We start from the raw sequence: 13,555 nt of genomic DNA, 5'->3' as shown, positions 1-13,555 counted from the left end.
ATGGCCGGATAGGCCGTTAAATTTGTCCGGGCAACAAACGTTCTAGCTTGGATAAAGCCTGCTTCACGGCTGACAAGGTAGGGCAATGAAGATTTCTCGACGATGGTTCATGGCGGGCCTGGCACTGACCGGCGCAGCAGTGCCGGCAGCTTGGTTCGGGCATCGTGAATGGACGCAGCCGGATCCGACGATCACCCCGGGGGAGGCTTCCTTCGACGTCGCCAGCGTGGCCGGGCAACGTTTGGCGAACAGTTTGCGCGGGGTCTGGCGGATTCGTTTCGAGGGGCATGACGCGGGTCTGCAAGGGCTGCCGGTCGAGGGGCTGGAAGTGCTTCTGGACATTGGTCAAAAGGGGCGGGCGGTGTGCGGTTTTATCGACACGCCAGAACGGTTGCGCTCTGTTGAACCGCCGCGTTACCGCGTTCTCGGAGATCTGGCCGCTGCCGACGCGGCAAAACTGAGTTGGCGACTGTTGGGTAACGACGGCAGCGTCGATTACCAGTTGAACATGAGTCTGGACGAGGTCTGGGCCGGATTCGGCAATGCCGGCAGCGGTACGCTGAGTGGCTCGGTTGAGCGTCTGGATCGCCCATTGGCCTTGCCGGCGCAGGACAACCGTTTCATCGCGGTGAAGTGTCTGTTTCCCGAAGCGAGGGAGCGGGCCGGATTGAACGCGACATTACTCGCCTGGCTGGTGTCGCCCGAGCATCGCCTGTTCCATCAGCTCTGGCATGCCACGCGGGACAAATGGCACCGGCTGTCCAAGGAAAAACACGATGCGCTGCGCGGTCTCGGCTGGCAGCCCGGGCCGCGTAACAAGGAACGTGACGCGCGCGGTCCGCGCAAGGACCGCAACGGTTCCGGGGTCGATTTCTTTTTTATGCACCGGCACATGCTCGGCACCGCGCGTTCCATGCAGGATCTGCCGGCGTGGCGGTTTTTCCCGTTGCCGCAACCGGAACTGCTGCGAGATCGTCAGGGTTTTGTCCGTTATTTCGATAACCACGACGGCACCTCATTGCCGCCGACCTGGATAGCCGAGGGCGATGACGAGTTCAGTCAATGGGTCAGCGATATCAAGACTGCCGAGACGTATCAGAGCAACTTCGAGGTGTGGGAATCGCAGTACCGCGATCCGCAGTATTTGTCGAAGCTGACCCTGGGCCAGTTCGGTTCCGAAGTGGAGCTGGGGCTGCACGATTGGTTGCACATGCGTTGGGCGTCGGTGCCGCGCGATCCTTCCAACGGCCAGCCGGTGCCGTTTGCGCGGGATCCGGCGGATTTTGCCGCGCGTTGGTTCAATCCTGAAAACGACTTTCTTGGCGACCCGTTTTCCTCCCACGTGAACCCGGTGTTCTGGCATTTTCATGCGTGGATCGATGAGCGCATTGAAGACTGGTTTCGCGCCCACGAACGCTTTCATCCGGGGCAGGTCAGCCGACTGGAGGTCAACGGCGTGCAGTGGTTCGCGCCGGGGCGCTGGGTCGAGATCGACGATCCGTGGCTCGGCCCGAGCACGCATGGCTGCAACACGACACCGGGATTACTCCCTGGCAAGTCAGTAGAAATGGATCCGGAAACCATGAAACTGGCGTTGCGCATCACCTTTGTCGAAGACGAGGAAAAACTCGAAGGCTGGTTCCGCCGCGTACCGCAACGGCCATGGTATGCACGCAATCTGAAGCCGAAAACCCGCCAGGCGTGAAGTTTGCGGTGTGCCTGAATATGCACAAACCCGTGGGAGCGGAGCTTGCTCGCGAAAGCGGTGGCGCGTGTCAGGGGGCTTGCCAGCCTCCGCCCAATGCCTTGTACAAAGCAATGCTGGCTTGCAAGCGCGCGAGGCTTAGTTGCACGTTTTGATCCTGCGCTGAATACAGCGTGCGCTGGGTTTCCAGCACGGTCAGCAGGTCTTCGGCACCAGCCTCGTAGCGGCTTTGGGCAATGTTGAACGCGGTCTGGGCCTGGTTCAGTTCTTCCGTTTGCCACTGGCGCTGTTCATCGAGGCCGCGAATGCTGCTGAGGGCTTTTTCGACGTCGGCGAAGCCGTTGATGATTGCGCCGCGATAGGTTTCCAGCAGTTCTTCCTGGCGGGCGGTGGCCTTGTCTCGTTCGGCGGCCAGGCGCCCGTTGTTGAAGATCGGCGCGATCAATCCGCCGGTCAGGTTATAGAAAGGGCTACGCAGCAGATCATCCATCTGGTTGGAGCCGCTTCCCAGCGTCGCGCTCAGGGTCACGGCCGGCAGCATGGCGGCGCGCGCCACGGTGATGTCTGCCTCGGCGGCTTGGAGTTGCGCTTCGGCTTTGGCGATGTCGGGGCGGCGACTGAGCAGTTCGCTCGGCAACCCGGCATTGATGACGGGCCACTGCAGTTGATCGAATGTTTCGTTGCTGGCGGAGAGTGTCTGCACCGGCCGGCCGAGCAGGGCGGCCAGTGTGATGTCTGCCTCCTGAGCCTGTTGCCGCACCAACGGCAATTGCCTTTGTTGCGCAGCCACCAGACTTTTCTGTTGCGCCAGTTCCAGCGCCGTTGCCGAGCCTGAATCGAAGCGGGTCTGCACCAGTTTCAGGACGCTCTGCGCGTTGGCCAGATTCAGCTCGGCAATGCGTTTTTGCTCGCGCAAGGACAGTGTTTTTGCATAGGCATCGGCAACGCTTCCCAGCAGGGTCAGTTCGACGGTCGCCCGGTCAAATTCACTGGCCTGCAGGGTAAATTGCGCGCTGTCCCTTGCCGCTCGATTGCCGCCCCAGAAATCCAGTTCGTAACTCGCGCTAAGGTTGGCGTCGAAATAGTCCACCGCGTCGTCGTCGCTGTCGGTGTCCAGTTGGCTGTAGCCGCTTCCGCGCAGCAATTTCTGTCGATTGGCATTCGCCGCGCCTTTGATTTCAGGCAACAAATCAGCACCGGCGATCACCGTGCCTGCCTGCGCCTGGCGCACCCGCGCTGCGGCAGCGGCGAGGTCGAAACTGCCGACTTGCGCCTCTTCGATCAAGCGGTTGAGTTGCGGGCTGCCGAATTGCGTCCACCACTGCGGATTATTGCGCCCTATGCTGCTGGCGCTCTGGGGCGATTGCCAGGATTCGGGCGGTTGCACGCCGCTGTCAGGGCGCTGAACAGGGCTGCCGCAAGCACTGATCATCAGGCACACGGTCAACAGGCTGAGACGCGGTTTCATAGATCGATCATTCACTGGTAAGGGCCGTGACCGGGTCGAGCCGGGCGGCTTTGCGGGCCGGCATGAAGCCGAAGACGACACCGGTCACGAGGGCGCAACCAAAAGCACCGAGCACTGCCATCAGCGAAAACGCCACGGCGACTTCACTGAGAATCAGCACGCCACCGACGACCAGCGCCAGGGCAATGCCGGCGATCCCGCCGACCACCGAAAGCATCACCGCTTCGGTGAGGAACTGACGCAGTATGTCGCGCTGGCGGGCGCCGGTGGCCATGCGGATGCCGATCTCGCGGGTGCGTTCACGTACGGTCATCAACATGATGTTCATCACCCCGATGCCACCGACCAGCAGCGAAATCGCGGCAATCGAACCGAGCATCAGCGACAGGGTATTTTGCGTGCGCGCTTCGGCCTGGATCATCGCCGCGTTGTTGGTCAGCTCGAAGTCCTTTTTGCCGTTGTGCAGACGCAACATCAATTGTTCGATGGCGGTTTCGGCGTCCTTGACCTTGCGTGCATCGGCGGCCGCAATGGCGACGTATTCCGGATCACGGGTGCCGAACAAACGGACACTGGCGGCCGAATACGGAATCGCGATGCGGTTGTCACTGTCCGAGTCGCCGGAGCTGGCGCCTTTTTCCGCCAGCACCCCGACGACCTGAAACGGCACGTTCTCGATCAGGATGTATTGGCCGATGGGATTGGGTATGTCTTTGAGCAGTTGGGTGCGAACCTTGTGGCCGATCACGGCGACAGCGGCGGCGTTCTGTTCATCGGCCTCGGTGAAGTAACTGCCTAGAACCACCGGCCAGTTGAAGATCGCCGGGAAGTTCGTGTCGTTGCCGCCGACATAACTCATGTGGTCGGCATTGCCGAAACGCACGCCGGCTTCAGCGCCATTGACCGGCATGATCCGTTGCACTTGCGGCAGGCTCGCCAACGCACGTACATCGTCGAGGGTGACGACTCCCGGCGGCGTGCGCGGATTGGGTGCCCAGCCACTCAGGTAAATGATGTTCGAGCCGAACGCGCCCATTTGCGCCATGACCTGGCGCTTGCTGCCTTCGCCGACCGCGAGCATCACCACCACCGATGCAACGCCGATGATGATCCCGAGCAGCGTCAGCGCGGTACGGAAACGGTTGATCCACATCACTCGCCACGCGGCGTGCAATGCGTCTACCAGTTCGCCTTTCCAGGCCCCGGTAGCCTCGGCACCTTCGCTCAGGCGTTTGCGCAGATCGACGGCTTGCAGGGCGCCGGGGTTGGCGCTGGCCTGGGCGTCGGGATTGTCCCGGGCGCTGTCGCTGATGATCTCGCCGTCGCTGATTTCGATGATGCGTTTGGCCCGGGCCGCCACTTCGCGATCGTGCGTGATAAGGATCACCACGTGGCCCTGGCTTGCCAGCTCGTCGAGCAGCGCCATGACTTCTTTGCCGCTGTGGCTGTCGAGGGCGCCGGTGGGTTCGTCGGCGAGGATGATGTGACCGCCATTCATCAATGCCCGAGCGATAGACACCCGTTGCTGTTGACCACCGGACAATTGATGCGGACGGTTGCCGGTGCGTGATGCCAGGCCGAGACGATCGAGCAGGGCGGCCGCGCGGGCGTGGCGTTCGGCGGCGGGGGTGCCGGCATAGATCGCCGGCATCTCGACGTTTTCCTGGGCCGAGCCGGAAGGGATCAGGTGATAACCCTGGAACACAAACCCGAACGCTTCGCGGCGCAGCCAGGCCAGTTCGTCGCTGTCCAGTTGCGCGACGTTTTCACCGGCGAAACGGTAATGGCCAGCGGTCGGCCGGTCGAGGCAACCGAGGATGTTCATCAGGGTCGATTTGCCGGAGCCGGACGCGCCGACAATCGCCACGAATTCGCCAGCGTGAATCGACAGATCGATGCCACGCAGCACGTGAACTTCAGGTGCGTCACCGCCGCCGTAGGATTTGCGGATGTCGTGCAGCTCGATCAGAGGCGTCTGCATTCAGCCCCCGCTGCCGTCGACCGGGCCGATCAACAAGTGATCACCTTCGACCAGGCCTTCGACGATTTGCACTTTCAAACGATCGCTGATGCCGGTCTTCACCTGGCGCGACTGGATGTCGCCATTGGCGGCCATGACTTGAGCGGTTTGCAGGTTGGCTGTGGCGCTGCCTTGCAGGGCGGCGACCGGCGCCGTGAGAACGTTGTTGGCCTGATTGGCGACAAAGAAAACTTGCGTGGTCATTTCGGCCATTAAGGCGTTGTCGGCGTTGTCGACGTCGAGCAGCACCGTGTACAACACCACCCGGGCGCTACCGCTTTTGCTTGAGCTGGAAGGGCTGCCGCCACCCTGGCTGGTTTGATCCAGCGGCTTGGGCGGCACCGGCAGAATCTGCCGCACGGTGCTGCTCCAGCGACGGTTGCCGCCGCTGAGCGTGGTGAAGTAGGCGGTCATGCCCGGTTTGACGTGGCCGATATCGGCCTCCGACACCTCGGCCCACACGGTCATCGGCGAGAGTTTGGCGATGCGCAGGATCAGCGGCGTTTGCTGCTGGGCATTGAGGGTCTGGCCTTCCCGGGCATCCAGCGCGACCACCGTGCCGGCCATCGGCGCGTAAATGCGCGTGTAGCCCAATTCGGCCTGATCGCTGCGCAGGCTGGCTTCAGCCTGGCGGATCTGCGCCTGGAACATGTCGATGCGCGCCTGGGTGGCCTTCAATTCGGCGCGGGCGGTCTGCACGTCTTCTTCACGGGTGGCGCCGCCGGCCGCGAGGTTTTGCTGGCGTTGATATTTCTGTTTCGCCAGATCGTTCTGAGCGCGCTGCTCCTGCAATTGCGCCTTGAGGTTTTCAATCGAGAACTGCCCGGCATCGAGTTTGGCTTTTTGCGTGGAGGGATCGATTTCAACGAGCAACTGGCCTTCCTTGACGACGTCGCCGACTTCCACATGGATCTTCTGGATCTGTCCCGATGCCTGGGCGCCGACGTCCACATAACGGCGTGGCTGCAAGGTGCCGAGTGCAGTGACGCTGCTTTCGATATCGCCACGGGTCACCTGGACGGTAACGAACGGGTCTCGACCGGGCGGCATCACTTGCCAGGCGGCATAAGCGGCAACGGGAATCACGCAAAGGGCGGCAAGCAGCGTGCGTCGGGCAGGGCGGGGACGTTTCATGCAGGGGTCCGGCCAGTGAATTCGGCCCGTTAAACATTGCCGCTGGGCGCGACAGACACGGGGAGCTGTCCTGTAAACGACGAAGGCGGAAGGGAATTTAAGTACCGAAACAGAAAGTTACAGCTACAGCGCAGCACTATTTAGCGGGCAATGTTAAACAGCACTTTAAATCTATATGAGAATTACTATAAATTACGCCCCTCAGATTGCCACTATCTTGATACTGCCTTCGCAGGGCAATGATCTGTGCGCTCAAGGACAGAAACCGCCTCCGTGCGGCCGGGAGTCATGTTGGAAAACTACTATCGCGAGTTGGTGTGTTTCCTGAACGCCAAACTCGGCAACCGTGAGGTTGCCGAAGATGTGGTGCATGACGCCTATCTGCGAGTGCTGGAGCGCTCCAGCGACACGCCCATCGAACAACCCCGCGCGTTCCTTTATCGCACTGCGCTTAATCTGGTGGTCGACGGCCATCGACGCAACGCCTTGCGCCAGGTCGAATCACTGGAAGTGCTCGACAGCGAAGAGCGCTACTTCACCCCTTCGCCCCATGCCACGTTCGATCACGGCCAGCGCGTGGAAATGCTCCAGCGTGCCTTGGGCGAATTATCGCCGCCGTGCCGCGAAAGTTTTTTGCTGCGCAAGATCGAAGGCCTGTCCCACCCGGAAATCGCCGAGCACCTTGGTATTTCCAAGGCGCTGGTGGAAAAACACATCGTCAACGCCATGAAACATTGCCGTAACCGGATCCAGCAATGGGATGCCCATTGAGCCTGCCCGGTTAAATTTTATTTCACTGTCCTCGTTCCTACTCAACAGACGACCTGCTGTCCTGCTCGACGGGCGGCCAGGTCATTGAGGCTTTCCTTCCCCGCCGTTGAGGGGTTCATCCAGAGGACACTGGAAATGACACAGGCAATTGCATCGCCCATCGTTCACGACCTGATCGGCATCGGTTTCGGCCCTTCGAACCTGGCGCTGGCCATCGCCCTGCAAGAGCGCGGCCCGACTCATGGCGAGCTGGATGTACTGTTTCTCGACAAGCAGGCTGATTACAGCTGGCACGGCAACACGCTCTCGACCCAGAGCGAGTTGCAGATTTCCTTCCTCAAGGATCTGGTGACCCTGCGCAACCCGACCAGTGCGTACTCGTTCGTCAATTACCTCAAGCACCACGGTCGCCTGGTGGACTTCATCAACCTCGGCACCTTTTATCCGTGCCGCATGGAGTACAACGACTACCTGCGCTGGGTCGCCGGGCAGTTCACTGAACAAAGCCGCTATGGCGAGGAAGTGCTGACCATCGAACCGGTGCTGCATAGTCAGCAAGTCGAAGCGCTACGGGTAATCTCCCGCGATGCCCAGGGTCATCAACATGTGCGTACTACCCGGTCGGTAGTGGTCAGCGCCGGCGGCACACCGCGTATTCCCGAGGCGTTCAGAGCGCTGAAGGGCGATGCCCGGGTGTTCCATCACTCGCAGTACTTGTCGGCCATGTCCGGGCAGCCTTGTGTGAACAATCAGCCGATGAGCATTGCGATCATTGGTGGCGGCCAGAGCGCGGCGGAAGCCTTCATCGACCTGAACGATTCGTTCCCGTCGGTGCAGGTCGACATGATCCTGCGCGGCTCGGCACTCAAGCCTGCGGACGACAGTCCGTTCGTCAACGAGGTGTTTTCGCCGGAGTTCACCGACCTGGTGTTCCAGCAAAACAATGCCGAGCGTGAGCGACTGGTCAACGAATACCACAACACCAATTACTCGGTGGTCGACATCGATTTGATCGAACGCATCTACGGCATCTTCTATCGCCAGAAAGTCTCGGGCATCGCCCGCCATGCGTTCCGCACCTTGACCACCGTCGAAAAAGCCACGGCCACCGGGCACGGTATCGAACTGGCGGTGCGCAATAACGCTACGGGTGAAGTCACCGTGCGTAACTATGACGCCGTGGTGCTCGCGACGGGTTACGAGCGGCAGATGCACCGCAAACTGCTGGCGCCGCTGGAAGAGTACCTGGGCGACTTCGAGGTTGATCGCAACTACAAACTGATCACCGACGAGCGCTGCAAGGCCGGCCTGTACATGCAGGGCTTTTGCCAGGCCAGCCACGGTCTGAGCGACACACTGCTGTCGATCCTGCCGATCCGCGCGGACGAGATTGCCGGCTCGCTGTACGAACATGGCAAAAACCGTGGGCACAGCCGTTCGGTGATGGATCTGTTGTTGGCGACTGCCAGCTAAAACCCCGGCGCTTGAAAGGGTGCCTTCGCGAGCAGGCTCGCTCCCACCTTGGTATGCATTCCTTTGTGGGAGCGAGCCTGCTCGCGAATAGGGCCACGGCTGCACCCCGAAAATCCAGTCATGAACCCTTCCGGTAGCCCCCGAGATTGCCCGCCACTTTCTGGCGAATGGCACCGACGTGGCGTCAGGCAGCATTGGCGACGTGTTTTTAGGAAATGTCCTACAGAGCGTTTCGTTGAGCTTGCGTAGGCTTTCCACACCTGAAACCCCCACCGACCGGGAGGCACATCATGACCAACAAAGCCCTGCGCATCTTGATCGCAGATCGGGAACACTTTCACCGGATGAAAATCGAGCGATTGTTCAATCGCCTCGACTACTACCGGGTTGCGCCCGTGCAGAACCTGTCCGAGCTGTTGACGCTGGTGGATTACGGCTGCCAATCCTTCGACGTGGTAATCATCAACGCTGCGCTGGCACAGGGCGCGCTCGACTTGGCGAAGTATTTTCTGGATTGTCCTCATGTCCACCATACGCTGATCTACAACGACAGAATGGCCACCTCAGTGGGCTCGGCAGCAGGCATTCGCAGCATTGCCGCACAGCTTCCTGACGCATCTGAAATCGCACGGTTGATGGCCTGTGTTGACCAGCCGCCGCAGCTGACTACGGCTGATTCGTATCACTGGCTGCGGCAATGCCAGGGATGAATCACACTTTGTCGAACGGCGCAACTGTCAAGTCTGACAGGTAGATTTGTCGCCATTCCCGTGCAAGAGTCGATGCGCGGCTGTCGTGCCACTGGCCTGGCCCGAAGCCGCGTCGTCATCTTTGGGGACTGGGAGTGGTCATGAAGTCAGCGCTGATTGCCGACGATCATCCGGTGGTGCGGGCTACCGTCAGGATGATTCTGGAAAAGGAAAAATACACACGCATCCAGGAAGCCGCCAGCGGCAACGAAGTCATATCGATGCTGCGCGAGCACACGCCCCGACTGGTGATTCTCGACTTGCATTTGCCTGGGCTGGACGGGCTCGAGGTGTTGGCACGAATCAAGGCCAATGAACTGACGTGCCGGGTTCTGGTGTTTACCTCCTACGAACCGGCGTTTTATCAAGAGCGCTGCCTGCGGGCTGGCGCCATGGGTTATGTCACCAAAACCAACGAGCTGGAGCAATTGCGTAACGCAGTCCGGGCGCTGGATAGCGGGTATTCGTATTTCACCAGCCCGGCCATGAGCACCGGCGCGATGGGCACGCTGCAGCTCAGTGAAAAACAGATGATTGATCGGCTGTCCGACCGTGAACTCTGCATCTTTATTCATTTGGCCGAAGGTATGGCCAACAAGGATATTGCCGAATTGATGATCTTGAGCATCAAAACCGTCAGCACTTACAAACATCGGCTGATGACCAAGCTCGGCGTGGGATCGACCGTGCATTTGCGCGACTTTGCCACGCGCAATCACTTGATCTGAGCCGCCAGCCATGGCGCTACGCCGGTTCGCTCTAGCGCTGCTGATGTGGCTCGTCGCACAAGCGCAGGCCGACGACAGGCCGCAAGCGCTGAATTTGCTGCCGAGGGCCGGGCCGGAGAATGTCCAGATCCGGCTGGATGGCCGCGATCGGCAGTGGTTGCAGCGTCGTTCGGTATTGCGGCTCGGTGTGTCGGGGCCGGACTATCCGCCGTTCGAAGTCACACGCAACCATCAGGATCTGGAAGGGCTGACCGCCGATTACGCCGACCAGGTGGCGGGGCTGTTGGGCTTGCGGATCGAGGCGCTACGCTACCGGACCCGAGAAGCCGCGATTGCGGCCCTCAAGCGGGGAGACCTGGATCTGCTGGGCACCTCGAACAGTTTCGAGGCCGCCGATCCACACATCATCCTGTCCCTCGCTTACGCGGAAGACCAGCCGATGCTGGCGACCCGCCCGGACGAGACGCTACCGGCGGATCTGGCCGGCAAACGGATCGCCATGGTCGAAGACTATCTGCCGTTGGACGTCGTGCAGGCCTTTTACCCCGAGGCCAGCTTGCAGCGTTATGCTTCAGCGATGGATGCATTGGGGGCAGTGGCTTTCGGTACAGACAACGTCTATCTGGGCGATTTCATCAGCGCCAATTACCTGATCAACACCAACTACCGCAACGACGTGCAACTGGTCGGCGCGTCCGGCCTCGATGCCAGCCCGTTTGCTTTCGCCCTGGCGCGTAATAACGAGCGTTTGAAGCGTCTCGTCGACACGGCGCTGGCGGCAATTGCGCTGGATCAACGCCAAATTATTGAACAACGCTGGAGCGCCGGGCGTGCCGACATGGCGGCTCAGGCCAGGGTGCGCTTGAGCGCCGGCGAGGAACGCTGGCTGGCCGATCATCCGGTGATTCGCATCGGTGCCATCGACGACTTTGCGCCGTTGACGTTTTTTGATGCCGATGGCCGCTTCAGTGGATTGACCGCGCAGCTGCTCGGCCTGATTGCCCAGCGCAGCAGTCTGAAATTCGAAGTCGTGCGCGGGCAATCGCTGGATCGGCAGATTGAGCAGCTCAAGGCCGGCGAGCTGGATGTGTTGCCGGTGGTGACGCCGAGCAGCGAGCGTGAAGCCGAACTGCGCTTTACCCGGGCGTATCTGAACAACCCGTTTGTGCTGGTCAGCGGTTCGCCCGCGCAAAGTCCGCGCACGCTTGACGATCTGGCCGGCAAGCGCCTGGCGGTTTATCGCGGACACCCGCTGCGTGGGTACATTGCGCAACGAGTGCCGGATGCGCGGATGATCGAGGTGCGCAGCCCGGCCGAGGGGATGGCCCTGATCGTCAATGGCCAGGCGGACGCGACGTTGAGTTCGCTGCTGGTGGCGCGTTACCTGATCACCCGCCATTACCGCGAACGATTGCGAATTGTCAGCACCGTCGGCGATCAACCCGCCCGCATCGCAATGGCCACCCTGCCGTCAGCGCCGCAACTGCACTCGATCCTGAGCAAGGCACTGTTGAATATTGCACCTCAGGAAATGGACGATCTGGTGGAGCGCTGGAGCCATGATGTGGTGGTCGATGACAGTTACTGGCTGCGTCATCGCCGGGAAATTCTGCAGGGGTTCGCGGCGGCGGGCGGACTGCTGCTGGTGGCGCTGGGCTGGATCGGCTATCAGCGACGGCAGATTCGTCAGCGCCAGCAATGGTTGCTGCAACTGCAAGAGGCCGTCGATGCCGCCGACGACGCCAATCGTGCCAAGACCACGTTTCTGGCAACCATGAGCCATGAGATCCGCACGCCGATGAATGCTTTGATCGGCATGCTGGAACTGGCACTCAAACGTGCGGAACAGGGCGTCACCGACCGCGTGGCGATTGAGCTGGCTGGCGACGCCGCGCAGCAATTGCTGGCGCTGATCGGCGATATTCTTGACATTGCGCGCATCGAATCCGGGCATTTATCGCTGGCACCACAGCGGGCCAATTTGCAGGCGACGGTGACGTCGGTGGGGCGGGTGTTTGAAGGCCTCGCACGGCAGAAAGGTCTGCTGTGGCGCATTGATTGCGATTCGGGCAGCGACGTTGATGTACTCATCGATGCCACGCGCTTCAAGCAGGTACTCTCCAATCTGCTGAGCAATGCGATCAAGTTCACCGAGCGCGGCGAAGTCAGCCTGATGTTGCAGATTACGAGGATGCGGGAAGGGCATCTGGCGGTCAGCCTGATCGTTGAAGACAGCGGCGTCGGCATCAGCCGCGAGGATCGTCAGCGTCTGTTCAGCCCATTCGTTCAAGTCGGCAATGACCCTCACTCGGCGCAAAAGGGCTCCGGGCTCGGATTGGTGATCAGCCGAGCGCTGTGCGAAATGATGGGCGGGCAATTGCACCTCGACAGCGAGCCGGGGCAGGGCACGCGGATTGAAATACGGCTTGAAGTGCAAACCCTGACGGCACTGCCATTGAGCCGCGAACAAAGTGACGCGGAGCCGTCCCGGTCGCGACCGCTGGATATCCTGGTGGTGGACGACCATCCGGTCAATCGCCTGCTGCTGTGCTGGCAGTTGAAAGAATTGGGGCACCGCACCGTCGACAGCGAGGACGGCGAGCACGGTCTGGCCCGGTGGCAAAACCAGTCGTTCGACGTCGTGATCACCGATTGCAACATGCCCCGGCGCAACGGCTATGAACTGGCGCGGGCGATCCGTGACGACGAGGCGCGGACGGGACGGGCGCGGTGCCGGATTCTGGGGTTCACTGCCAATGCCTTGGCGGACGAAAAGGAGCGTTGCCTGGCGGCGGGCATGGACGGTTGTCTGTTCAAACCGATTCGCTTGGGGGATTTGCGCAACGCTTTACGTGCAGTGGTGGTCGATGATGAACCGGTCCCGCTGCCTGTTGCCTCGTTAAACGTCGAACTCGATCTCAGTCATCTCGACGAACTGGTCGGCGATAATCATGCGTCGCTCGAGCACTTGCTCAATGAGGTGTTGGCGAGTCTGAAGACGGATCTGCAACGCTTGAATGATCTGGCGGAGGGCGAAAACCGGCCGGCATTGCGCGCGTTGGCCCATCACATCCACGGCGGCGCGCGAATGGTCGGCGCAACCGCGTTGGTCACCGCATGTCGTCAGTTGGAGCGTGCGTGTACGGATGCGAACACCGACGCGGTGGTTGCCGCCATCAATGCGCTGCGCGAAGCGATGCAACGCCTCGAGCAGCATTTGCAGGCTTGAGCGATTCAATCCCAGGCAGGCGCACTGCCTTGCGGCAGTTTTGCAGTGAGAATTGCGTGGAGTCGCCGCGTCTGGAACGGTGGGAAAAACCGCTGTCGCGACAAAGCATTTTTGAGCACAGGTGCCGAATAAACCGTTTGCACCGCTCCCTCATGGGAATGCACTTCTTTGTGGGAGCGAGCCTGTTCGCGAAGGGCGCAACACGGTCGTCCTTTTGATAGAACGATGAGGCCGGTTTCTGCCATCTAGTCTGAAATAGTACTCAGGCATAACATCAG

At 60.8% G+C, this 13,555-nt stretch carries 9 protein-coding genes; 6 read left to right on the top strand and 3 right to left on the bottom strand.

The features are described 5' to 3' along the window. The first annotated feature begins 85 nt into the window (after window positions 1–85). A complete protein-coding gene (pvdP, locus tag GIW69_RS03060) occupies window positions 86–1,705 on the top strand; it encodes a pyoverdine maturation tyrosinase PvdP (protein ID WP_236480655.1) in 1,620 nt (539 codons plus the stop codon). A 70-nt stretch (window positions 1,706–1,775) separates the two neighbouring features. On the opposite strand, the gene GIW69_RS03055 is transcribed toward pvdP, so the two are convergent. The 3 genes from GIW69_RS03055 to GIW69_RS03045 are packed head-to-tail and all read right to left on the bottom strand — an operon-like array spanning window position 1,776 to window position 6,327. After that, a complete protein-coding gene (locus GIW69_RS03055) occupies window positions 1,776–3,173 on the bottom strand; it encodes an efflux transporter outer membrane subunit (protein WP_236480654.1) in 1,398 nt (465 codons plus the stop codon). A gap of 7 nt (window positions 3,174–3,180) precedes the next feature. After that, window positions 3,181–5,154, bottom strand: a complete 1,974-nt coding sequence (locus tag GIW69_RS03050) for a MacB family efflux pump subunit (protein WP_236480653.1) — start codon at window positions 5,152–5,154, stop codon at window positions 3,181–3,183. After that, window positions 5,155–6,327, bottom strand: a complete 1,173-nt coding sequence (locus GIW69_RS03045; protein ID WP_236480652.1) for an efflux RND transporter periplasmic adaptor subunit — start codon at window positions 6,325–6,327, stop codon at window positions 5,155–5,157. Window positions 6,328–6,615: 288 nt separating this feature from the next. Between GIW69_RS03045 and GIW69_RS03040 the strand changes: the two genes are divergently transcribed. From GIW69_RS03040 to GIW69_RS03020, 5 genes are all read left to right on the top strand, one after another. Next, window positions 6,616–7,098 carry a sigma-70 family RNA polymerase sigma factor gene (locus tag GIW69_RS03040; RefSeq protein ID WP_496570892.1) on the top strand — a complete coding sequence of 161 codons (483 nt, stop codon included), beginning with the start codon at window positions 6,616–6,618 and terminating at the stop codon, window positions 7,096–7,098. A gap of 135 nt (window positions 7,099–7,233) precedes the next feature. After that, complete coding sequence (locus GIW69_RS03035) at window positions 7,234–8,571, top strand: SidA/IucD/PvdA family monooxygenase (protein WP_236480650.1); 1,338 nt, start codon at window positions 7,234–7,236, stop codon at window positions 8,569–8,571. 290 nt (window positions 8,572–8,861) lie between these two features. Next, window positions 8,862–9,281 carry a hypothetical protein gene (locus GIW69_RS03030; RefSeq protein ID WP_236480649.1) on the top strand — a complete coding sequence of 140 codons (420 nt, stop codon included), beginning with the start codon at window positions 8,862–8,864 and terminating at the stop codon, window positions 9,279–9,281. Window positions 9,282–9,421: 140 nt separating this feature from the next. Further along, a complete protein-coding gene (locus GIW69_RS03025) occupies window positions 9,422–10,048 on the top strand; it encodes a response regulator transcription factor (RefSeq protein ID WP_236480648.1) in 627 nt (208 codons plus the stop codon). Window positions 10,049–10,058: 10 nt separating this feature from the next. Further along, window positions 10,059–13,277 (top strand): ATP-binding protein, encoded by a 3,219-nt coding sequence (locus GIW69_RS03020; RefSeq protein WP_236480647.1) that lies wholly within the window; start codon window positions 10,059–10,061, stop codon window positions 13,275–13,277. Window positions 13,278–13,555: the final 278 nt, after the last annotated feature.

It is taken from the genome of Pseudomonas syringae (assembly GCF_021605415.1).
In the GTDB taxonomy this organism is placed as follows: Bacteria; Pseudomonadota; Gammaproteobacteria; order Pseudomonadales; family Pseudomonadaceae; genus Aquipseudomonas; species Aquipseudomonas syringae_S.
Note: the sequence above shows the minus strand (reverse complement) of the source record. Positions and strands in the feature narration are given on the sequence as shown.

What these genes read in the sequence shown, in the direction of transcription:
- pvdP (WP_236480655.1), top strand. Translation starts at nt 86, where the DNA reads ATGAAGATTTCTCGACGATGGTTCATGGCGGGCCTGGCACTGACCGGC.
- GIW69_RS03055 (WP_236480654.1), bottom strand. Translation starts at nt 3,173, where the DNA reads ATGAAACCGCGTCTCAGCCTGTTGACCGTGTGCCTGATGATCAGTGCT.
- GIW69_RS03050 (WP_236480653.1), bottom strand. Translation starts at nt 5,154, where the DNA reads ATGCAGACGCCTCTGATCGAGCTGCACGACATCCGCAAATCCTACGGC.
- GIW69_RS03045 (WP_236480652.1), bottom strand. Translation starts at nt 6,327, where the DNA reads ATGAAACGTCCCCGCCCTGCCCGACGCACGCTGCTTGCCGCCCTTTGC.
- GIW69_RS03040 (WP_496570892.1), top strand. Translation starts at nt 6,616, where the DNA reads ATGTTGGAAAACTACTATCGCGAGTTGGTGTGTTTCCTGAACGCCAAA.
- GIW69_RS03035 (WP_236480650.1), top strand. Translation starts at nt 7,234, where the DNA reads ATGACACAGGCAATTGCATCGCCCATCGTTCACGACCTGATCGGCATC.
- GIW69_RS03030 (WP_236480649.1), top strand. Translation starts at nt 8,862, where the DNA reads ATGACCAACAAAGCCCTGCGCATCTTGATCGCAGATCGGGAACACTTT.
- GIW69_RS03025 (WP_236480648.1), top strand. Translation starts at nt 9,422, where the DNA reads ATGAAGTCAGCGCTGATTGCCGACGATCATCCGGTGGTGCGGGCTACC.
- GIW69_RS03020 (WP_236480647.1), top strand. Translation starts at nt 10,059, where the DNA reads ATGGCGCTACGCCGGTTCGCTCTAGCGCTGCTGATGTGGCTCGTCGCA.